This is a genomic window from Massilia sp. KIM, assembly GCF_002007115.1.
Lineage (GTDB): Bacteria > Pseudomonadota > Gammaproteobacteria > Burkholderiales > Burkholderiaceae_D > Telluria.
In genome coordinates, this window is record NZ_MVAD01000002.1 from 787,647 (window position 1) to 807,449 (window position 19,803).

General features: G+C 67.8%; 20 protein-coding genes and 1 other RNA gene. 10 read left to right on the forward strand and 11 right to left on the reverse strand.

What is annotated here, in order from left to right; genetic code table 11:
* Window positions 1–76: 76 nt before the first annotated feature.
* The 3 genes from B0920_RS18155 to B0920_RS18165 form a co-directional block, all read right to left on the reverse strand.
* Window positions 77–544, reverse strand: a complete 468-nt coding sequence (locus B0920_RS18155; protein WP_078034053.1) for a hypothetical protein — start codon at window positions 542–544, stop codon at window positions 77–79.
* A gap of 73 nt (window positions 545–617) precedes the next feature.
* Window positions 618–977 (reverse strand): hypothetical protein, encoded by a 360-nt coding sequence (locus B0920_RS18160; protein WP_078034054.1) that lies wholly within the window; start codon window positions 975–977, stop codon window positions 618–620.
* A gap of 96 nt (window positions 978–1,073) precedes the next feature.
* Window positions 1,074–1,970 (reverse strand): LysR family transcriptional regulator, encoded by an 897-nt coding sequence (locus B0920_RS18165; RefSeq protein WP_078034055.1) that lies wholly within the window; start codon window positions 1,968–1,970, stop codon window positions 1,074–1,076.
* Between the two features lie 135 nt (window positions 1,971–2,105).
* Between B0920_RS18165 and B0920_RS18170 the strand changes: the two genes are divergently transcribed.
* Window positions 2,106–2,771, forward strand: a complete 666-nt coding sequence (locus tag B0920_RS18170; RefSeq protein WP_078034468.1) for a glutathione S-transferase family protein — start codon at window positions 2,106–2,108, stop codon at window positions 2,769–2,771.
* Between the two features lie 100 nt (window positions 2,772–2,871).
* On the opposite strand, the gene groL is transcribed toward B0920_RS18170, so the two are convergent.
* Entirely contained in the window at window positions 2,872–4,518 is a 1,647-nt protein-coding gene (gene groL / locus B0920_RS18175; protein WP_078034056.1) for a chaperonin GroEL, read from the reverse strand.
* A gap of 48 nt (window positions 4,519–4,566) precedes the next feature.
* A complete protein-coding gene (groES, locus tag B0920_RS18180; protein ID WP_078034057.1) occupies window positions 4,567–4,857 on the reverse strand; it encodes a co-chaperone GroES in 291 nt (96 codons plus the stop codon).
* A 344-nt stretch (window positions 4,858–5,201) separates the two neighbouring features.
* Between groES and B0920_RS18185 the strand changes: the two genes are divergently transcribed.
* The 6 genes from B0920_RS18185 (at window position 5,202) to B0920_RS18210 (ending at window position 8,756) form a co-directional block, all read left to right on the forward strand.
* Entirely contained in the window at window positions 5,202–5,435 is a 234-nt protein-coding gene (locus B0920_RS18185) for a hypothetical protein (protein WP_078034058.1), read from the forward strand.
* Window positions 5,432–5,743, forward strand: a complete 312-nt coding sequence (locus tag B0920_RS18190; protein WP_078034059.1) for a cell division protein ZapA — start codon at window positions 5,432–5,434, stop codon at window positions 5,741–5,743. Before B0920_RS18185 ends, B0920_RS18190 begins: the two co-directional genes overlap by 4 nt.
* Window positions 5,744–5,788: 45 nt before the next feature.
* Window positions 5,789–5,970, forward strand: a non-coding RNA gene (gene ssrS, locus B0920_RS18195) — 6S RNA.
* A 264-nt stretch (window positions 5,971–6,234) separates the two neighbouring features.
* Window positions 6,235–6,705 (forward strand): EVE domain-containing protein, encoded by a 471-nt coding sequence (locus B0920_RS18200; protein WP_078034060.1) that lies wholly within the window; start codon window positions 6,235–6,237, stop codon window positions 6,703–6,705.
* Entirely contained in the window at window positions 6,706–7,509 is an 804-nt protein-coding gene (locus B0920_RS18205) for a sulfite exporter TauE/SafE family protein (RefSeq protein WP_078034061.1), read from the forward strand.
* Window positions 7,510–7,592: 83 nt separating this feature from the next.
* Window positions 7,593–8,756 (forward strand): hypothetical protein, encoded by a 1,164-nt coding sequence (locus B0920_RS18210; RefSeq protein WP_143745830.1) that lies wholly within the window; start codon window positions 7,593–7,595, stop codon window positions 8,754–8,756.
* Between the two features lie 13 nt (window positions 8,757–8,769).
* Here the strand turns inward: B0920_RS18210 and lgt are convergent, their stop codons facing one another.
* On the reverse strand, window positions 8,770–9,588 hold the full coding sequence (gene lgt / locus B0920_RS18215) for a prolipoprotein diacylglyceryl transferase (RefSeq protein WP_078034063.1): 819 nt from the start codon (window positions 9,586–9,588) through the stop codon (window positions 8,770–8,772).
* Between the two features lies 1 nt (window position 9,589).
* Window positions 9,590–10,483, reverse strand: a complete 894-nt coding sequence (locus B0920_RS18220; protein WP_078034064.1) for a LysR family transcriptional regulator — start codon at window positions 10,481–10,483, stop codon at window positions 9,590–9,592.
* A gap of 116 nt (window positions 10,484–10,599) precedes the next feature.
* Here B0920_RS18220 and ilvD point away from each other — a divergent pair, with 116 nt between their 5' ends.
* Window positions 10,600–12,285, forward strand: coding sequence for a dihydroxy-acid dehydratase (gene ilvD / locus B0920_RS18225; protein WP_078034065.1), 1,686 nt, complete (start codon window positions 10,600–10,602; stop codon window positions 12,283–12,285).
* A gap of 38 nt (window positions 12,286–12,323) precedes the next feature.
* On the opposite strand, the gene B0920_RS18230 is transcribed toward ilvD, so the two are convergent.
* Window positions 12,324–12,548 carry a TIGR04438 family Trp-rich protein gene (locus B0920_RS18230; protein ID WP_078034066.1) on the reverse strand — a complete coding sequence of 75 codons (225 nt, stop codon included), beginning with the start codon at window positions 12,546–12,548 and terminating at the stop codon, window positions 12,324–12,326.
* Between the two features lie 177 nt (window positions 12,549–12,725).
* On the opposite strand from B0920_RS18230, the gene B0920_RS18235 reads away from it, so the two are divergent.
* A complete protein-coding gene (locus tag B0920_RS18235; RefSeq protein ID WP_078034067.1) occupies window positions 12,726–13,034 on the forward strand; it encodes a c-type cytochrome in 309 nt (102 codons plus the stop codon).
* A gap of 82 nt (window positions 13,035–13,116) precedes the next feature.
* On the opposite strand, the gene B0920_RS18240 is transcribed toward B0920_RS18235, so the two are convergent.
* Window positions 13,117–14,667: a CYTH and CHAD domain-containing protein gene (locus B0920_RS18240; RefSeq protein ID WP_179119221.1), complete on the reverse strand. Its 1,551-nt coding sequence runs from the start codon at window positions 14,665–14,667 to the stop codon at window positions 13,117–13,119.
* A gap of 174 nt (window positions 14,668–14,841) precedes the next feature.
* Here B0920_RS18240 and B0920_RS18245 point away from each other — a divergent pair, with 174 nt between their 5' ends.
* Window positions 14,842–16,005 (forward strand): L-dopachrome tautomerase-related protein, encoded by a 1,164-nt coding sequence (locus B0920_RS18245; protein WP_078034469.1) that lies wholly within the window; start codon window positions 14,842–14,844, stop codon window positions 16,003–16,005.
* A 16-nt stretch (window positions 16,006–16,021) separates the two neighbouring features.
* Here B0920_RS18245 and B0920_RS18250 read toward each other — a convergent pair whose 3' ends face one another.
* Together B0920_RS18250 and B0920_RS18255 are read right to left on the reverse strand one after the other, a co-directional pair.
* Window positions 16,022–17,542, reverse strand: a complete 1,521-nt coding sequence (locus tag B0920_RS18250; RefSeq protein WP_078034069.1) for an FAD-dependent oxidoreductase — start codon at window positions 17,540–17,542, stop codon at window positions 16,022–16,024.
* 60 nt (window positions 17,543–17,602) lie between these two features.
* Entirely contained in the window at window positions 17,603–19,741 is a 2,139-nt protein-coding gene (locus tag B0920_RS18255) for an NHL repeat-containing protein (protein WP_078034070.1), read from the reverse strand.
* Between the last annotated feature and the right edge of the window lie 62 nt (window positions 19,742–19,803).

Here is a 19,803-nt window from a genome sequence, read left to right on the forward strand (position 1 = left end):
CTGAAGAACGGTTCAGCCGCCTCGGCTCGTCATCCCCGCGAAGGCGGGGATCCAAGTGATGACGCAGCGCGATGAATCAGTCCGCGCTTTTCAGCTCGACGCGCTTGATGCGCCGACGCCATTCCTGGAGGCTGAGCAGCTCGTTGTTCACCGGATCCTCGACCAGGATCTCGTTCCCGTCCTGGGCCACCAGGAAGCTTTCGCGCCGGCGCACGTCCTCGGCCCGGTTCTCGACGAAACTCAGCTGGTAATAGCGCTTGCCATTGATCTCGCGCGGCGCCGGATCGTCCTCGATCACCGCGCCGCGCGCTTCGCCGCCCGAACGCTTTTCGATCTGCTGCGACCAGTTGCGCAGTTCCGGCAGCGCGAGCAGGCTTTCCATGGCCTGCTCCTTGGTGCGCGGCGCCTGCGCGGCCGGCTTCTCGGCGGCCGCCGGGGGTGGCGCTTCGCGCTCGGCGCGCTTGCAGCCGGCCAGGGCGCAGGCGAACACCAGCGACACAGTGAGCAGGCGCAGCGGGGAAGAAGGGAGAGCGCGAATCGACATGGTGAGCCTCGTGGGGTGAGGCGGTCATACTAAACCATGCCTGTTCGCGCAGCAACAGATGAGCTGGGGACGATCAGCGGAAGTGGAAAGTGCCGTGGATCGACACGCCCGGTTCGACATACACGGGGCGCGGCTGCACGTAGACGGGACGCGGCTCGACATAGACCGGACGCGGCTCGACGTAGTAGACCGGTTCGCGATAGCGGTAGCCGTCGTCGTAATAGGCGTAGCTGGGCGCGCGGCACTTGCGCTTTTCCTTATAGCCGCCGTGCTTGTATTTGCGCTCGACCTTGCAGTGGCCGTCCCAGTAGGTCTCCTTGTAACCGTGACCGTGGTGGCCGTGGTGGCCGTGGCCATGGCGCCCGTGGGCGCTGGCCGGCGCCTGGATGGCGAGCAGCAGGGCGGGCAAGAGAGTCAGTGCAATGCGTTTCATGGTCGTCCCCAACAACGGAATGTCTTTTCGCCAATGTAGGCCTTAACCGCGAGCTGTGCAGTCAACAGCGCGAAACAGATGTAAGCAAATGTTTCCTCAGGCGGGGAGCCGGACCTCGGCGCGCAGGAAATCGAACATGGCTTTCATGCGCCCCAGGTAGCGCGTGTCGGGATGGGCCAGCACCCACAGCTCGGTGTCGAGCTCCGCCAGCGGGCCGTCGACGATCACGGCCTGGGGATGCGCGGCCAGCACGGCGAGCGGCGCCACGCCCACGCCGAAGCCGTTCACGATGGCGCCCGCCAGCGACAGCACGCTGTTGACCTTGTAACGCGGCGCAAGCTTCGGATAATGCTCGCGGCGCCAGCGCTGCGAGGGGTGGTCGGGCAGGCTGTCGTCGAGCGCGATCCAGTCCATCTCGCTGTAGTGCCGGCCCGGCGGCTGCGCGGCCAGGTAGTCCTTGCCGGCGTAGACCGCGGCGCGCAGGGCGCCCAGGCGGATGCCGACCAGGTGCTCGGGCGGGTGGCGGGTGGCGCGGATCGCGATGTCGGCGTCGCGTTGGCTCAGGTTGGCGACCGCGTTGGTGGTGACCAGCTCCAGGTCGATCTTCGGATAGGCGCTCGCGAAGCGCGCCAGGACCGGCATCAGCACGCTGTGCAGCAGGGTGTCGGTGGTGGTCAGGCGCAGGGTGCCCGAGGGCTCGGCGGCCTGGTTGAACGCGAGTTCGCGCGCTTCCTCGAGCTGGGCTTCGATGCGTTCGGCGTGGCCGGCCAGTTCGCGCCCCAGTTCGGTCGCCACGTAGCCGTGGCGGCCGCGATCGAACAGGACCTCGCCGATGTCCTTCTCGATGCGCTTGATCGAGCGGAACACGGTCGAGGCGTCGACCTTGAGCCGCTCGGCCGCCCCGGCCAGGTTGCGGCCGCGGTGCAGGGCCAGGATGATCTCGAGGTCCGGGAGACCGAGCTTCGATTGCAGTTTTGCATAGGGAGCTTTCATGCTTGCCTATTTTACGTGCATTCTTGCATAGGTAGAGTGGGCGCATCTCAACTCACGTCACCAGGGTGTCCCATGACCGACCAAGGCCACGTTCCCCACGCCGCGCATCCCGGCCGCGCGCCGAAGCAAGACGCCATGCGGCTGCAACTGATCAGCCACCCGCTTTGCCCCTACGTGCAGCGCGCCGTGATCGCGCTCGAGGAAAAACAGGTCCCCTACGAGCGCACCGACATCGACCTGGCCAACAAGCCGGCCTGGTTCCTGGCGCTTTCGCCGCTCGGCAAGACGCCGCTGCTGCTGGCCGAGGGCGAGCCGGTGTTCGAATCGGCCGTCATCTGCGAGTACCTGGAGGATACGGTGCTGCCCGCGCTGCACCCGGCCGACCCGCTGGCCCGCGCCCGGCACCGCGGCTGGGTCGAGTTCGCGTCCGCCGTCCTGAACGGCATCGCCGCCCTGTACTCGGCGGTGGAGGAGGGGGCGTTCGAGAGCGCGCGCCTGCAACTGCGCGCCCGCTTCGAGTCGCTGGAGCAGGCGCTCGGCGAGGGCCCCTATTTCGCGGGCGCCGGCTTCTCGCTGGTGGACGCCGCCTTCGCCCCGGTGTTCCGCTACCTCGACCTGTTCGACCAGGCCGACATGCCCTCCATGCTCGCGGGCCTGGCGAAGCTGCAGGCCTGGCGCCGCGCGCTGGCGGCGCGGCCCTCGGTGCGCAAGGCGGTGCGGCCCGACTATCCGGCCGCCCTGCGCGACTTCGTCGAGCGGCGCCAGGGCGTGCTGGCGGCGCGCCTGCGTCTGCCCGCTTGAGGCGCGGACAAACAAAAAGCCCGCAGGGCGCGAACCCTGCGGGCTTTCTTGTCTGGTGCATGCGGCGCGCCTGGGGCGCGCCGCCGGCGCCGGACGGCAATTACATCATGCCGTCCATGCCGCCCATGCCACCCATGCCGCCCATGCCGCCCATGCCGCCGGCCGGCTTGTCTTCGACGACTTCCGAGACCATGCAGTCGGTGGTCAGCATCAGGCCGGCGATCGAGGCTGCGTTCTGCAGCGCCGAGCGGGTGACCTTGGCCGGATCCAGCACGCCCATCTCGACCATGTCGCCGTAGGTGCCGTTGGCGGCGTTGTAGCCGTAGTTGCCCGAGCCTGCCAGCACGGCAGCCACCACGACCGACGGCTCATCGCCGGCGTTGGCGACGATCATGCGCAGCGGCTCTTCCATGGCGCGCAGGACGATCTTGATGCCTGCTTCCTGGTCCGGGTTGTCGCCCTTGACGTTGAGCGAAGCGCGAGCGCGCAGCAGGGCCACGCCGCCGCCCGGGACGATGCCTTCTTCCACGGCAGCGCGGGTGGCGTGCAGCGCGTCTTCCACGCGTGCCTTCTTCTCTTTCATCTCGACTTCGGTCGCAGCGCCGACGCGGATCACGGCGACACCGCCTGCCAGCTTGGCAACGCGCTCCTGCAGCTTCTCGCGGTCGTAGTCCGAAGTCGCTTCTTCGATCTGGAGGCGGATCTGCTTGACGCGGCCTTCGATCGCTTCAGCCTGGCCTGCGCCGTCGATGATGATGGTGTTTTCCTTGCCCACTTCGACGCGCTTGGCCTGGCCCAGTTCGGCCAGGGTGACTTTTTCCAGGGTCAGGCCGACTTCTTCGGCGATCACCTGGCCGCCGGTCAGGATGGCGATGTCTTCCAGCATGGCCTTGCGGCGGTCGCCGAAGCCCGGAGCCTTGACGGCGACGGTCTTCAGGATGCCACGGATGTTGTTGACCACCAGGGTCGCCAGGGCTTCGCCTTCGATGTCTTCGGCGACGATCACCAGCGGACGGCCGGCCTTAGCCACTTGCTCCAGCACCGGCAGCAGGTCACGGATGTTGGAGATCTTCTTGTCGCACAGCAGGATGAACGGGTTCTCGTGAACGGCGACCTGCTTGTCCGGGTTGTTGATGAAGTAGGGCGACAGGTAGCCGCGGTCGAACTGCATGCCTTCCACGATGTCCAGTTCGTCGTTCAGCGACTTGCCGTCTTCGACGGTGATGACGCCTTCCTTGCCGACTTTTTCCATCGCTTCGGCGATGCGCTCGCCGATCGAGGTTTCCGAGTTGGCCGAGATCGCGCCAACCTGGGCGATTTCCTTGGAGGTGGTGGTCGGCTTGGCGATCTTCTTCAGTTCTTCGACGGTGGCTGCGACGGCCTTGTCGATGCCGCGCTTCAGGTCCATCGGGTTCATGCCGGCGGCAACGAACTTCATGCCTTCGCGCACGATGGCTTGGGCCAGCACGGTCGCGGTGGTGGTGCCGTCGCCGGCGTTGTCGCTGGTCTTGGAAGCGACTTCCTTGACCATCTGCGCGCCCATGTTCATGAGCTTGTCTTTCAGCTCGATCTCTTTGGCGACCGAGACGCCGTCCTTGGTGACGGTCGGGGCGCCGAACGAGCGCTCCAGCACGACGTTGCGGCCTTTCGGGCCCAGGGTGACTTTGACGGCGTTGGCCAGGATGTTGACGCCTTCGACCATCTTGGCGCGTGCGACGTCGCCGAACACTACTTCTTTAGCTGCCATGTTCTGTATCTCCGAATGAATTCGTGAATGTAACTATGAGGGGGAGGATTACTGCGCCACGACGGCCATGATGTCTTCTTCGCGCATCACCAGCAGTTCTTCGCCGTTGACCTTGACGGCCTGGCCGGAGTACTTGCCGAACAGCACGCGGTCGCCGACCTTCACTTCCAGCGGGCGAACTTGACCATTCTCCTGCACCTTGCCGTTGCCGACGGCGAGCACCTCACCCTGGTCCGGCTTCTCGGCGGCTGCATCGGGGATGATCAGGCCGGACGCAGTTTTGGTTTCCTGGTCGAGACGCTTCACGATAACGCGATCGTGCAGAGGACGAAGGTTCATGCAAAACTCCTTATATTTCAATGGTTTGACTAGCTAAGGGCGCCGCCGCATCCGTTTTTGTGTGATGGTCTGCGTCGGCTGCAAAGAGTTGTTAGCACTCTCCGCTAACGAGTGCTAATTATAGGGACGATAATTTACCATTTCAAGACAGTGTGTTGGATGATTAACTGAACTTTTTGATCTGGTCCAATGTAATGGAGGGCTGTACCCCTCAAATGCTGTCTTGTCAGCAAAACAAGCCGGACAGGGTACACTCCCTCCTGCATCCATGCCGCACGAATGGCCGCTCCCCGGGGGCGTGCGATTCGGTTGACGGAAAAACCATCTCAGTCCTATAGTGTCGAATGATTTCCGAATTCCAAGACCTCTCAGACAAGATCGACCGGCTCGCCCAGCTGACCCAGTCGCTGCGCGCCGAGAACTACCTGCTGCGCCAGGCCAATTCCCTGCTGAGTGCGGAGAACATCGCGTTCAAGGAAAGACTCATCGAAGCCCAGCGCCGCGTCGAGGCCCTGCTCGAACAACTGCCGCCGCCACCGAATGAGGAAGAGGCGGACGAAAGCGAGGCCACCCAATGATCCAGCTCGACGTCACCATCATGGGCCAGCCCTACCGCCTGGCTTGCCGCGAAGGCGAGGAACGCACCTTGCGCGAGGCCGTCGGCTACCTCGACGGCAAGATGTGCGCGCTGCGCGACTCCGGTAAGGTGAAGGGCACGGACCGCATCGCGGTCATGGCGGCGCTGTCGGTCGCGGCCGAGTTCCTGTCGGTGAAGTCCCCGCAGGGGCCGCTGTCGGACATGTCTATCCTCGAAGTCAAGCAGAAACTCGAGGCCATGCACACGGTGCTCGACAAGGCTTTGTCCCCTCAGGAAAATCTGTCCTGAGAGTCAAAACCGTTTGACATGACGGAGTAAGAGAGTAAACTGCGCACTACCCTGCGGTGTTCGAGATTTGCCATATATTCCTTGAACCATTCTCACGCATAGGTTGTGGAACACGTTCGATGGGCGTGATCGTCGCTAGTCCGACGAACCCGAAATTGATCTGACCGCGACCGCCTTGAACCTATTTGGTTCAGGATGCCGGCAAAAACGGCACAGGCGGGGCTATATACATGGGGCGGTTGCGCATTGGTCGCAGCCGCTTTTTTTTATGCGCGCGCCGGGTGGGGGCTTCAGGCTCACTGGTCGGCCGTAAAACCGTCGCCCCCGCGCAGGCGGGGACCCAAGTTTACAATGTCGCGCTGCCCTTTTACGGCCCGCAGCAGCGCGTGCAAACTTGGGTTCCGGCGTGGCCGACCAGGCCTGCGCCGGAACGACGGATCACGGCCAACGCAGAGCATTTGCATTCCGGGCGCGCTTTTGTTGGAGGCGCGATGCGCTATTGGTTGATGAAATCCGAACCCGACGAGGTCAGTTTTGAGGACGTGCTGGCCGCTCCCGGGAAAACGGTCGCCTGGTTCGGCGTGCGCAACTACCAGGCGCGCAACTTCATGCGCGACGCCATGTCGGTCGGCGACGGCGTCCTGTTCTACCACTCGAGCTGCGCCGTGCCCGGCGTGGCCGGCCTGGCCGAGGTGGCGAGCAGCCCCTATCCCGACGAAAGCCAGTTCGATCCCGCCTCCCACTACCACGACCCCAAGGCCACCCGCGAACAGCCGCGCTGGATCTCGGTCGACGTGCGCGCCACCGAGCAGGGACGCTATGTGCCGCTGTCCGAACTGCGCAGCGTGCCGGCCCTCGAGAACATGGTCCTGCTGCAGAAGGGCAGCCGGCTGTCGGTCTCGCCGGTGAGCGCCGCCGAATGGAAGGCCATCGTCGCCCTGGTGCGCGGCAAGGGGGCGTGAATGGATCCCTGGCTGATACTCGCCCTGCTCGCGATGGGCACCTTCGGCGGCTTTGCGGCCGGACTGCTGGGCATCGGCGGCGGCATGGTGCTGGTCCCCTTCATCACCATGATCTTCACGGCCCAGGGCTTCGCGCCCGGGCTGGTGGTGCACATGGCGATCGCCACCTCGCTTGCCACCATCTTCTTCACTTCCCTGTCCTCGGTGCGCGCCCATCACAAGCACGGCGCGGTGCTGTGGCCCGTGGTGAAGCTGCTGGCGCCCGGCATCCTGGTCGGCTCCTGGATCGGTCCCTGGATCGGCAAGCAGATGGATTCCGCCGTGCTGGCCTTCTTCTTCGGCGTGTTCGTGGCCTTCTCGGCCACCCAGATGCTGATCGGTAAAAAGCCGGCCGGCAGCCGCGAGCTGCCGAACGCCCCCGGCATGTTCGCCGCCGGCACCGGCATCGGCGTGCTGTCAGGCCTGGTGGGCGCGGGCGGCGGCTTCATCTCGGTGCCCTTCATGACCTGGTGTAACGTCAAGATCCACAACGCGGTCGCCACCAGCGCCGCGCTGGGCTTCCCGATCGCGCTCGCCGGCACGCTCTCGAACATCTACTACGGCTGGGGCGAGCCGGGCCTGCCGGAGTACGCGCTCGGTTTCATCTACCTGCCGGCGCTGGCGATCATCGTGCTGGCCAGCGTGACCATGGCGCCGCTGGGCGCGCGCACCGCGCACAAGATGCCGGTGCGCCAGCTGCAGAAGGTGTTCGCGGTGATCCTGTACTGCCTGGCCGCCTACATGTTCTGGAAGTCGGTCAACTGAGGCGCAGTCGCAACAGGCGCCCCGTACAGGTGACGAACGTGGAAGGGGGCGGTACAATCCGCCCGTTTTCAGAGCCTCTTTCCATGCCAGCCGATCCCGCCCGCGTCGTTTCCCTCAGCACGCCGTCCCGCCAGGCTCCGATGTCGCGCCTGGCCTCCAGCTTCCTGCTGTTCGCCTTCTTCTGGATGGTGGCCGCGGCCGCGTTCTCCGGCTTCGCCGGCAAATGGGGCATGCGCGACGGCGATCCGCGCTTCGGCGTCGCCTCCATGCTCGACATGAGCGCCCACAAGCCCTTCGTGTACCGCCAGCTGGTGCCCGAGCTGGCGCGCCGCCTCGACGACCTGGCCCCCGAGCGCTTCAAGGACAAGCTGGCCAAGCGCTTCAAGCCCGACGAGGTGTTCGCCAAGAGCGCGCCGGGCGAGACCGGCAGCGAGCGCCTGCGCTACGCGGTCGTGTACTACTTCAGCTTCCTGTCCCTCCTGGGCATGCTGTTCGCGCTGCGCCGGATCCTGCTCGACCTGAAGGTCTCGCCGCTGGCGGCGGTGCTGGCGCCGACCGCCTTCGCGCTCGCCTTTCCCTATCTGCAGACGGTGGGCGGCTACTTCTACGACACCACCGAACTGCTGTGCGCTTCGCTTGCCTTCCTGCTGGCGCTGCGCGGACGCCTGGTGGCGCTGGCGGCGCTGGCCTTCGTGGCCACGCTCAACAAGGAGACCTTCTTCTTCCTGCTGCCGGCGCTCTACCCGCTGCTGCGCCACTATCACAGCCGGCGCAGCGCCTGGCTGGCGGTGGGCGCCCTGGTGGTGCTGGCGGGACTGATGAACGTGGCGCTCAAGGCCGCCTTCATCGACGCGCCGGGCGGCGCGGCCGAGTTCCACCTGTGGGACAACCTGCGCGCCTACCTGCTCGGCGGCGCCTACTTCCGCACCGAGACCACCTATGGCCTGGTCGGGCCCTCGCGCGCCTTCTTCCTGTCGCTGGCGGCGATCGCCATCGTGGTGTGGCGCGCCTGGCCGCATGCCCCGCGCATGGTGCGCCGGCACGTGGCCATCGCCGCCGCGGTGAACCTGCCGCTGTTCCTGGTGTTCTGCGCCACCGGCGAGATGCGCAACCTGAGCGTCACCTTCGTCGGCTTCGTGGTGCTGATGGCCTTCGTGATCGACCACGAAGCGCGCCTGCGCGGCGGCGCCCAGGGCGACGCGCAAAAAGAAGCGGCGCAACCGCCGGAGGCGGTGCGCCGCGCGTGAGGCGCGAGTACGCTCAGGCGTGCACGGGGCGCTGGCCCGGCTGCTGCGGCTGTTTGTAGGCCCACACCAGCATCGCGATGGCCGCCACGATCATCGGCAGCGACAGCATCTGGCCCGAGGTGACCGGCAGGCCGGCCACCGTGACTTCCCAGTCCGGCACCCGGAAGTACTCGGTGATGAAGCGCGCGCAGCCATACAGCAGGGTGAACATGGCGCCCACCGCCAGGCGCGGACGGGCCTTGCGCGCGTAGGGCCACAGGATCAGGAACACCAGCACGCCGTCGATCAGGGCCTGGTAGATCGGCGAAGGATGGCGCGGGCCTTCCACGCCCGGCCACAGCATGGCCCAGGGCAGGCTGGGGTCGGCCAGGCGTCCCGGCAGTTCGTGGTTGATGAAGTTGCCGATGCGGCCGGCCGCGTAGCCGAGCGGCACCATGGGCGCGATGAAGTCGTAGACGTCGAGCAGGTTGCGCTTGCGGCGGCGGGCCCAGACCGCCATCGCGATCAGCACGCCCAGGAAGCCGCCGTGGAAGGACATGCCGCCTTTCCAGACCATGAAGATCTCGAGCGGATGCTCGAGGAAGTAGAGCGGCTGGTAGAACAGCACTTCGCCCAGGCGCCCGCCGACGATCACGCCCAGCATCCCGTAGAACAGCATGTCGTCCAGGTCGTCGCGGGTCCAGCCCTGCGCGGCGATGTGCGGCTGGCGGATGCGCACCCGGCCCAGCAGCAGGAACTGGGCGAAGGCGACCACGTACATCAGGCCATACCAATGGATGTCCACCGGACCGATCGAGAAGGCGATCGGGTCTGGATTGGGGTGTACTAGCATGTCAGTTTTTCCTTAATAATTCCAAGAAGCCCCGCAGCACCGGCGAGGCATTGTCGCGCCGCCAGGCCAGGCCGGTCTCGGCCAGCGGGGCCGGCTCGAGCAGGGCACGGTATTCTACGCCCGGGCGCGAGAGGGACGAGACGGATTGTGGCACAAGTGCCAAGCCCATGCCGCCGGACACCAGGCTGACGATGGTCTGCATCTGGATCGCTTCCTGTCCGATCACCGGCGTCACCCCGGCGGCCCGGAAGCACCCGAGGATGGCGTCGTGCAGGGCGGGCGCCACCGCGCGCGGGAAGATCACCAGCGGCAGCTTGGGCAAGTCGCGCAGGCGCACCGGGCCGCCGCCTTCCAGCCCGGCCATGCCGGCGGGCGCGCACAGCACCAGCGGCTCCTGCACCAGGGGCAGGTAGTCGAGCAGGGCGTCGGCGCCGCCCGGCAGCGGCGGGATCACGAAGCCGGCGTCGATGCGCCCCTGCAGCAGCTCCTCGAACTGGACGTCCGAGGTCGCCTCCTGCAGCACCAGGCGCACCGCCGGGTAGGCGGCGCTGTAGCGGCGCAGGGCGGCCGGCAGCAGGCTCAGGCCGGCGGTGGTGACGAAGGACAGCAGCAGGCGCCCGGCCTCGCCCGAGGCCACCCGCCGCACCAGCTCGGGCAGGGCGGCGGCTTCCTCGAGGATGCGGCGCGCTTCCGGCAGCAGGGCGCTGCCGCTCGGGGTCAGCGCGACCTGGCGCCGGTTGCGCAGGAACAGGGGCGCGCCAAGCTGCTCCTCGAGGGCGGCGATGCTCTGCGACAGCGGCGGCTGGGTCATGTGCAGGCGCGCGGCGGCGCGGCCGAAGTGGAGTTCCTCGGCCACGGTGACGAAGTGACGCAGCTGGCGCAGTTCCGGTGTCATATGCTGGATGTATGGATTGGCGGCGGTGATACGCGCCGCATATGAGGGGCATCTTACATTTGACGCCCGGGGGCGGGCAAGGCATGCTGACACACCCGTCCCGCGAGGAGTCCGCCATGGCCGATGCAGCGCGCTACAACCGCCGTTCCCGCCACGTCACCGAAGGTGTCGCCCGCAGCCCCAACCGCTCGATGTACTACGCGATGGGCTATACCAAGGACGACTTCGGCAAGCCCATGATCGGCGTGGCCAACGGCCACTCCACCATCACCCCCTGCAACTCGGGATTGCAGAAATTGGCCGACGCCGCCATCGCCGCGCTGGCCGAGGCCGGCGCCAATCCGCAGGTGTTCGGTACCCCGACCATCTCGGACGGCATGTCGATGGGCACCGAGGGCATGAAGTTCTCGCTGATCTCGCGCGAGGTGATCGCCGACTGCATTGAAACCTGCGTCAACGGCCAGTGGATGGACGGCGTGGTGGTGATCGGCGGCTGCGACAAGAACATGCCGGGCGGGATGATCGCGCTGGCGCGCACCAACGTGCCCGGCATCTACGTCTACGGCGGCACCATCCGGCCCGGCCACTGGAAGGGCAAGGACCTGACCATCGTCTCGGCCTTCGAGGCGGTGGGCGAGTTCACGGCGGGGCGCATGAGCGAGGAAGACTTCGAGGGCATCGAGCGCAACGCCTGCCCCTCGTCCGGTTCCTGCGGTGGCATGTACACGGCCAACACCATGTCCTCGTCCTTCGAGGCGCTGGGGATGGCGCTGCTGTATTCCTCCACCATGGCCAATCCGGACGACGAGAAGACCGGCTCCGCCGCCGAGTCGGCGCGGGTGTTGGTGGAGGCGGTCAAGCGCGACCTCAAACCGCGCGACATCATCACCCGCAAGTCGATCGAGAACGCGGTGGCCGTGATCATGGCCACCGGCGGCTCGACCAACGCCGTGCTGCACTACCTGGCCATCGCCCACGCGGCCGAGGTGGAATGGTCGCTCGACGACTTCGAGCGCGTGCGGCGCAAGGTGCCGGTGATCTGCAACCTCAAGCCCTCGGGCCAGTACGTGGCGACCGACCTGCACGCGGCGGGCGGCATCCCCCAGGTGATGAAGCTGCTGCTCGACGCCGGGCTGCTGCATGGCGACTGTCTCACCATCACCGGCCGCAGCCTGGCCGAGGAGCTGTCCGGCGTGCCCTCCGAGCCGCCCGCCGGGCAGGACGTGATCCGGCCCTTGAGCCGCGCGCTGTACGAGGAAGGGCATTTGGCGATCCTGAAGGGCAACCTGGCGCCCGAGGGGGCGGTGGCCAAGATTACCGGCCTGAAGAACCCAGCGATCACCGGGCCGGCGCGGGTGTTCGACGACGAGCAGTCGGCGATGGATGTGATCCTGGCCAACGGCATCCGTCCGGGCGACGTGCTGGTGCTGCGCTACCTGGGGCCGAAGGGCGGACCGGGCATGCCCGAGATGCTGGCGCCGACCTCGGCGCTGATCGGCAAGGGCCTGGGTGAATCGGTGGGCCTGATCACGGACGGGCGCTTCTCGGGCGGGACCTGGGGCATGGTGGTGGGGCATGTGGCGCCCGAGGCCTTCGAGGGCGGGACCATCGCGCTGGTGCAGGAGGGCGACTCGGTGACGATCGACGCGCACCGCCTGCTGATCCAGCTGAACGTGCCGGAGGAAGAACTGGCGCGCCGGCGCGCGGCCTGGACCAGGCCGGCGCCGCGCTATACGCGCGGGGTGCTGGCCAAGTTCGCGGCCCTGACTTCGAGCGCCAGCCGCGGCGCGGTGACCGATTGAGCGGCCGTCCGCGCTGAAGGGCGGGACTCAGGCCCGCTTCACTTGCGCTTGCCGAAAGCCTGCTTCACGCGTTTTTCGCGCAGCTTGTCCTGCTCGGCATGTTCCTTCTTCTTGTCGAGGCCGAGCATCTTTTCGATGAACTCGAACCACACGAAGGCAAGCACCATCAGCCCGACGATCCACCACCAGGACAAGTCGGCGAAACGCCACACCTCAAACCCGCGCAGGGCGACGAGAACGGCAATCAGGATAATCAAGGGCATGCGAAAACTCCTTCCAGCCGTCCATCTTACAAAATAATGATGCCGCGCGGAAAAATTATCTAGTTTCCCGTTGTCAAGTCAACTATTCCCGTTGCTCCATCGTTACAGAGTGTATCGATGGTGGAGGTCTGCGGGAAACCCGGTAGAATCACACCTGTGTTAAACCTGGAGAAACAAATGAAACGCTCGCTGCTGTTGTGTGTTGTGTTGTCGGCCTTCGCGTCCACCAGCGCGTTCGCACAAGCCGACCTGGCGAAAGCCAAGAACTGCATGGCTTGCCATGCGGTGGCGAACAAGCTGGTCGGTCCTTCCTACAAGGACGTTGCAGCCAAGTACGAAGGCCAGAAGGGCGCGGAAGACAAACTGGTGCAAAAGGTCATGAAGGGCGGCTCGGGTGTCTGGGGTCCGGTCCCGATGCCGGCCAACCCGCAGGTGAGCGAAGCGGAAGCACGCAGCCTGGTCAAGTGGATCCTGGCGACCAAGTAAGCGCCTGCGACCACGGTAAAAAAGCGCGCCTGCGTGAGCAGAGCGCGCTTTTTTATTGTTTGCGCCGCCGGCGGACCGCCGATCAGCGCGTGATGCGCAGTTTCGCCACCTGCCGGAGCGGTTTGTCCAGCGCACGCGTATCCGCCTCGCCGAGGGCGGACAGGTAGCCGCGCACCCAGGACGCCTGGCGTGGCACCTGCCCGTGGCCGCTGGCGAGTTCCTCCAGCAGGTGGTCGGCCACCGCGAAGTCGTTCAGCACGCCGAGCCGGTCCTGCAGGGCCGACAGGCAGCGTGTGTAGCGCTTGACGCGCTTGACAGGCAGCAGCTCGCCAAAGAACTCGGTCGCATAGCGGGCCTTCTTCGCGGCGATGCGCACCCGGTGGCGGGCGGGCGCATCTTGCGGATCGAGGGCGCGAATGCGTTTGCTCAGACGCTTTTCGGCCTTGCGCAGCAGGGGCAGGGCTCCGCGCGCAGCGCGTTCGCCCAGCGGCGAGCCTTTCGGCGAGCCTTTCGGCGAGCCTTTCGGCAAGCCTTTCGGCAGCGCGCCGGCGGGGCGCCACTGGCGGCCGCGCAGCCAGCCGTTCAGCTGCAGCATCAACACCGTGTAGCGCGGCGCGCGCAGGGTATGCAGCATCTCCTTGTGCAGGGCGTTGGCCTTGCCCTGGGCGGCGTCGCGCAGGGCCGCCGGGTCGATGCCATGGACGTGGTCCAGGGTGGCGCCGGCCAGCACGTCCCAGTCGCGGGTGGCGCCGAGTTCCCCGGCCAGCCAGTCGAGGCCTTCACGGATGGCGTCGGGCGGCGCGGCCAGTTCCTCGAACATGTCGACCAGCGCCCGCAGGCGGCGCAGGCCAACCCGCATCTGGTGCAGGCTCTCGGGACTCTTGCGCAGCACACCGGGCACGTTGGCTTCGATCTGGCGCAGGCAGTTCAGTCCGATGCACTGGAAGGCGTCTTCCAATGTCATACGCGGATGCAGGCGCACCGGCTCGGCCTTGACGCCCGTATCCGCCGCCTCATCGCCCTCCAACAGGGCGAAACCGCGCGCGGCCTTGCTGTCGCTGCCCAATTGCAGCGGTATGTCCTGGTGCAAAGCCAGGGCCAGTTCGAACAGCGCCGCCGGGTCGCCGCGCTTGAGTTCCAGCTCCAGCTCCGAGACCTCGGCATGGCGGTCGCCGGCCGCGATGTCGCCGGCGTCGAGCGCGCACTCGAGCTGGCGGCCGTCGGCCAGGGCGATGTCCCAGGTGGTGCGCCGGGTGCTGCTCTGGAACACGGGCTGCAGGCGTTCCGGCAGGCCGGGGTCGGCCAGCAAGGCGGCCAGGTTCGACGACTTGATCTGGCGCGCCAGCAGGGCAGGTCGGGGTTCGCCATCGGGCAGGGCGCATTCCCATTCGCCGCGCTGGTGCAGGCCGGAGAAGCGTCCGCTGGTCTTCACGGTCTGGATCCAGGCCTCGTTGTCGCTGCGCACGCGCAGCGTGAGGCCATGCTTCCACAGCTCGCGCCCGGGGGTGTCGTAATAGGTGTCGGTCAGGTGGTGTTCGCGCGGGGCGCCGGTCGCACGCTCGGCCAGGGCCGGATGGCTGCGCATGCGTTCCAGGGCGGCCGGCGGAACCTTGAGTTTCAGTTCGGTTTCCATAAGCCTTCCTTTCGCGACCAGTAAAACACAAGGGTATCCCGGGCGGCGCATCGCTGGGCTGGCCGCAGCGATTTTCTCTGGAATTGTGAAAGTGCTACTCGGCAAGATGGATGTTTCGGCATGGCGCGAGGCCGTAAGCTTCATCCCATGCACCCATTCACCAAGGAGAACATCATGCAAGCCAAGACCACCATCGGCCGCCTGTTCGCGGCCACTGCCATCGCCCTGGCCGCCGCCCAGGCGTCCTACGCCGCGGCGCCGGCCGTGCAGACGGTCGGCAAGGTCGAGCGGGTCGCCGCCTTCGACGGCGCGATGCCGACCGGCGTCACCGTGGCCGAGGGCGGCCGCATCTTCGTCAACTTCCCGCGCTGGGGCGACGAGGTTCCCTACACCGTGGCCGAGATCCGCAAGGGCAAGCCGGTCCCGTATCCGGACGCCGCGATCAACCGCGAAGACCCGCGCGACCCGGCGCGGGGCCTGATCAGCGTCCAGAGCGTGGTGGCCGACGGCCAGGGCCGCCTCTGGATCCTGGACACCGCCGCGCCGGGCTTCGCAGCGCCCAAGGCGGGCGGGGCCAAGCTGGTCGCGGTCGACCTCAAGACCGACAAGGTGGTCAAGACCGTCGTCTTTCCGCCCGACGTGATCCTGCCCAGCACCTACGTGAACGACGTGCGCTTCGACTTTCGCGCGGGCCGCGAAGGCACGGCCTACGTCACCGATTCCTCGCTCAGCGGTCCGGGCGCCATCATCGTGCTCGACCTGGCCAGCGGCAAGGCGCTGCGCCGCCTGAACGGCGACAAGACCACCGCCGCCGATCCGACCTTCGTGCCGCGCGTCGAGGGCGAGGTGCTGCAACAGCGCGGGGCGGACGGCAAGACCGCGCCTTTCGCGGTCGCCTCGGACGGCATCGCGCTCTCGCCGGACGGACAGACCCTGTATTTCAGCCCGCTGTCGAGCCGCCGCGGCTACGCGGTGCCGACCGCGCTGCTGCGCGACCCCGCCGTGAGCGAGGCCGAACTGTCGAAGGCGGTGCGCGACCTGGGCGAGAAAGGCGCCTCGGACGGCCTGGAAACCGACGCCGCCGGAAAGCTCTACGCCACCGACTACGAGCACAACGCGATCCGCGCGCTGGGCAGCGACGGTGCCTGGCGCATCATCGCCCAGCACCCCGAGATGCTGTGGCCGGACACCCTCTCGGTCGGCAAGGACGGTTATCTCTACGTGATGGCCAACCAGCTGCACCGCCAGCCGGGCTTCCACGGCGGTAAGGACCTGCGCCAGAAGCCCTACCGCCTGCTGCGCGTGAAGATCGGCAGCGGCCCGGCGCCGACCCGCTGAGCGCAGGCCGCCGCGGCTAGGGGGCCAGGCGCAGGCCGCGGTCTTCGAGATAGCCGGCGATGGCGTCCGGCGAACCGGTCGGGTCGACCAGGCCCACGTAATAGTCGGGCCGCACGAGGTAGAGGGCATTGCGGGCCAGGCCGGCTTCCTCGTGGGCGCGGCCCCAGTGGAAGCTGCGCAGGGGCAGGCCGTGGCGCCCGCACCAGTCGGCCAGGGCGGGGCGGGGCGCGCCGAAGACCTGGGCCTGCCAGCCGATGCGCTTGAGAGGAGCGTAGTTGTCCTGTCCCTCGCTGAGCGCCCAGGGCAGGCGGTCGCCGCCGTGCACCTCGCCGGCCACGCCGTCCGACAGCGGGCTGTCGCGGTAGCTGATGGTGGTTTGCGAGATGATGCGAAAGATCAGCTCGCGCACCGGGTCGAGGCTGTACGCGACGCTGGCGAACAGCGGCGCGATGCGGGTGCGCACGAAGTCGGCGAAGTTGCCCTCGGCGGTGACGAAGGTGAACAGGCGGTCGGTGGTGTCGACCAGCTTGCGCGCGAAGGCCAGGCGTTCTGCCTCGTAGCTGTCGAGCAGCGCGTCGGGCGCTTGCGCCTTGAGCACGGCGGCCAGCTTCCAGGCCAGGTTGATGGCGTCGCCTATGCCGGTGTTCATGCCCTGGCCGCCGGCCGGGCTGTGCACGTGGGCGGCGTCGCCCAGCAGGAAGACATTGCCGCGCCGGTAGTGGTCGGTGACGCGGTGGTGCACGCGGTAGGTCGAGAACCAGTAGACCTGGTCGACCTGCAAGCCCAGGCTGCGCATGGCGCGCTGGCTGACGTCGTCGAAGCTGCGCTCGCCCTCGTTCTCGCGATCTTCGCGGATGGTGCCGATCAGGCGTCCGCGCCCCTCGCTGGAATAGGCCAGCAGGATCACGAAATCGGCCGTTTCCAGCGACAGGTGGACTTCGTCGTCGTCGGCCAGGCCGCGCACCTGGACGTCGGCCACGTAGAAGATGCGGTCGTAGGTGCCGCCGGCGAAGCCCGCGCCCAGCTTGTGGCGCACCGTCGAGCGCGCGCCGTCGCAGCCGGCCAGGAAGCGCGCCCCTTGCAGGTGTTCGCCGCCGGGCGTGCGCAGGCGCGCCACCACGCGCGCGCCATCGTCCTCGAAGTCCAGCAGTTCGGTCTCGCGCAGGATGCGCACGTCGGCGCGCGCCAGGTGGCGCTCCAGCAGCAGCTCGTGCTGGTCCTGCGGATAGATCAGCACGAAGGGATAGGGCGTCAGGCGCGCGCCGGCCGAGCGGAACGACAGATGGGCCTTGCGCTTGCCCTTCACCCACAGGTTGACCGCCAGGCTCTGCTTGCCCTCGGCGACCACTTCGTCCGCCAGGCCGAGCTGGCGGTAGAGTTCCAGGGTGCGCGCCTGGACCGCCATCGCGCGCGAGGTCGTGCCGGGCGCGGCCGCCTTGTCCACGATGGCCACGCGCACTCCCTGGTGGGCCAGCCAGAGGGCCAGCACCATGCCGGTCGGGCCGGCGCCTGCGATGAGTACGTCGACATCTTCCATGACATCCTCCTGCTTTCCGTCAGAGGCGCGGCAGGGGTGAAATGTTCCTCCTGCTGAGGACTACTCCACGATCACGGGCAGGTCGCGTCCGCTCGAGGCCACCTGGCCGGCGTAGTCGGCCGCGTAGATGCGCAGGATGTAGCCGCCCGGCTCGAGCGCGCCGACCTTCCAGCTGCCCGCCTCGACGTCGCCATCGCGCAGCCGGTGGTTGAGCGCGTAGTCGAACTGGGTCGACTTGCTGCCGTAAACCGTGATGCCGCTGGTAGGAGCGTACACCAGCTTGACCGCGTCCGGGTTACGCGGCAGGCGGTCGTAGACCTGGGTGACCAGGGGCGCCTCGAAGCCGGGGAGGGGCGTGCCGTCGGCGCGCAGCAGCTGGTAGCCCAGCTTGTACAGGCCGAGCTTGCGGCGCGCCAGGTTGCCGTTCACCTGGTCGTAGGCGTTGACCACGATGTTGACCTCGCCCAGGCTGCGCGCCACCCGCAGCGGCTGGCCCTTCTTCGCCGTGATGCGCTTGTTGGCGCTGTCGTAGAGGGCGATGCGCTGGATGGTCGGCTGCACGGTGTCGGTGAAGCCGACGAAGGGCAGGGTGAGCGGGTTGACCACGGTGCCGCCCTGGTAGTAATCGAGGTGGACATGGGACATGGCGTTGATGGTGCCGAGCGGGTCGCCCACCGCGAAACGGGTGCCGCGCGGCACCCGCACGCGCTCGGCCTTGCCCTTGCCGTCCTTGAGGATGATGAAGCGCGGGTCGAGCGGCCGGCCCTGCGGGTCGCGCCCGACGCGCATGTGGATATAGGACAGCGGGCCCAGGCTCAGGCCTTCGCTGAGGGTGTTGAAGCCCCAGTTGGCGTAGGGGTCGGCCACCTTGGACGGGAGCACCGCCAGCACCTTCGCGCCGACGTCGGCGCGCACGTCCAGGCCCGCGTGGAAGTGGTCGCGGCTGTCGCCGTTGTAGCTGCCGCGCACCTCGCCCATCACCCCGACCACCTCGTGCACCATGTCCTGGGGGCCGACCGGCCAGGGCATGGGCTCGGTGCGCCGCACCAGCGGCGGCTTGGGGCGCGCGGGCGCGGCTTCGCCGGGGCGCGGCTGGGCCAGGCGGTGCACGCGCGGGGCGGCGCCGTCGGCCACCACCAGGCTGCCGTCGCGGTCGATGGCGATGCCGCGCGGGGCAAAGAGCTGGACCGTGCCGTCCGGGCCGAAGCCGTTCGGGTCGGCCGGCAGGTCGGCGTCCTGCAGTGCGCGCAGCTCGCCTTCCGGCGTGCGCTGCAGGATGCGGCCGGCGCCGGCCGCGACGTACAGGTAGCCGTCGCGCGTGAGCGCCAGCGCGACCGGGCGGCGCAGCACGTGGCGGCGCTCCCCTTCGGGCGGGATGGCGATGGTGCTGACCTGGCCGCTGGGGTCGATCATGCGCAGCGCGTGGTTGCCGGTGTCGGCCACGTAGAGGGTGCCGTCGCTCGCGGCGGCGATGGCGCTCGGGGTGTCGAAGGCGGCGCTTGCCGCCGGGCCGTCGGCGTAGCCGGGCTTGTCGGCGCCGGCGACGGTGCTCACCGTGCCGTCTTTGGCGATGCGGCGGATGCGGTCGTTGTAGGTGTCGGCCACGTAGACGATGCCGGCGTCGTCCACCGCGATGCCGACCGGGCCGTTGAACTGGGCCGCGCGGCCGACGCCGTCGGCGTGGCCGGGCGCGCCGTTGCCGGCCAGGGTGGTGACGCTGCCATCCGGGGCCACCTTGCGGATCGCGTGGTTGCCGGTGTCGGCCACGTAGAGATTGCCTTCATGGTCGAGCGCGACGGCCGAGGGCGTGTGGAAGGCCGCCGCCGCGCCCTTGCCGTCGGCGAAGCCTTCCTTGCCGCCGGCCAGGGTCGAAACCGTGCCGTCGCGCGCGATCAGGCGGATGCGGTTGTTGTCGCCGCCGTCCGCCACGTAGATGCGGCTCTGGGGATCGAGGGCCACGCCGAAGGGATCGCTGAAACCGCTGGCGGCGGCCGGGCCGTCTGCGTCGCCGGGCAGGCCGCTGCCGGCCAGGGTGCTCACGCGCGCCGGCCAGAAGGGCGTGGTCTTGTCCACCTTCGGCGTCAATACGGCCAGGCCGCCGCCGGGCTGGGGTTCGATGCGGTCGGTGAAGTACAGGACCGTGGCGAGGGCGAGAACGCCCGCGCCTGCAAGCGCGGCGAGGAGGGTGGATCGTTTCACGGGAGCGGCTGGAAGAATAGTTCAGGCCGCAATCTTAGCCGATGGGCATGAAATGCGTCGTT